The sequence below is a fragment of the Haloferax sp. KTX1 genome (genome assembly GCF_902410085.1).
Taxonomy (GTDB): domain Archaea; phylum Halobacteriota; class Halobacteria; order Halobacteriales; family Haloferacaceae; genus Haloferax; species Haloferax massiliensis.
In genome coordinates this window covers 1-446 of the sequence record NZ_CABPRH010000187.1, presented here as the reverse complement: position 1 = coordinate 446, position 446 = coordinate 1, and the positions used below count along the sequence as shown (strand labels likewise).

Here is a 446-nt window from a genome sequence, read left to right as displayed (position 1 = left end):
GGTGTCGTAGCAATACGTGTGATAAAGTCGCTCAGACGAATTCCTCTCTGCAATCCGTTGTGTATAATAACCCGAACATCTTCGGGATAGGACCGAGGGACGCCCGCCGTCAACCGGTACATATGAGCCATTCCCACGAGGACGTGCCTCCGGTTACAACCGAGGTTCACGACAACTCCTGGTCGGCGAACCTGGAGACGCCCGCACACGCCGAAGACCCCGATGTTGTCGTCGAACAGGCCATCGACGCCGTCGAGATGACGACGGCTGGGAACCACGTCAATCTGGTGAGCCACGCCGACCACGGCCACCCGGAAACCTACCTGTTCGATGCGCTGGCGGAGGCGTTCGGCGAGACCATTTCAGTGGAGTACGTCCAGCAGTGTGGCTGTGGGGGCCACGTCACCCGCGTCCATCGGGAGGCATAGATGCGGGGGAAACTCGAC

1 protein-coding gene is annotated in these 446 nt (G+C 60.3%); it reads left to right on the top strand.

What is annotated here, in order from left to right; translation table 11 throughout:
* Positions 1–122 precede the first annotated feature (122 nt).
* Entirely contained in the window at positions 123–428 is a 306-nt protein-coding gene (locus FY251_RS21390) for a CGCGG family rSAM-modified RiPP protein (protein WP_008310586.1), read from the top strand.
* Positions 429–446: the final 18 nt, after the last annotated feature.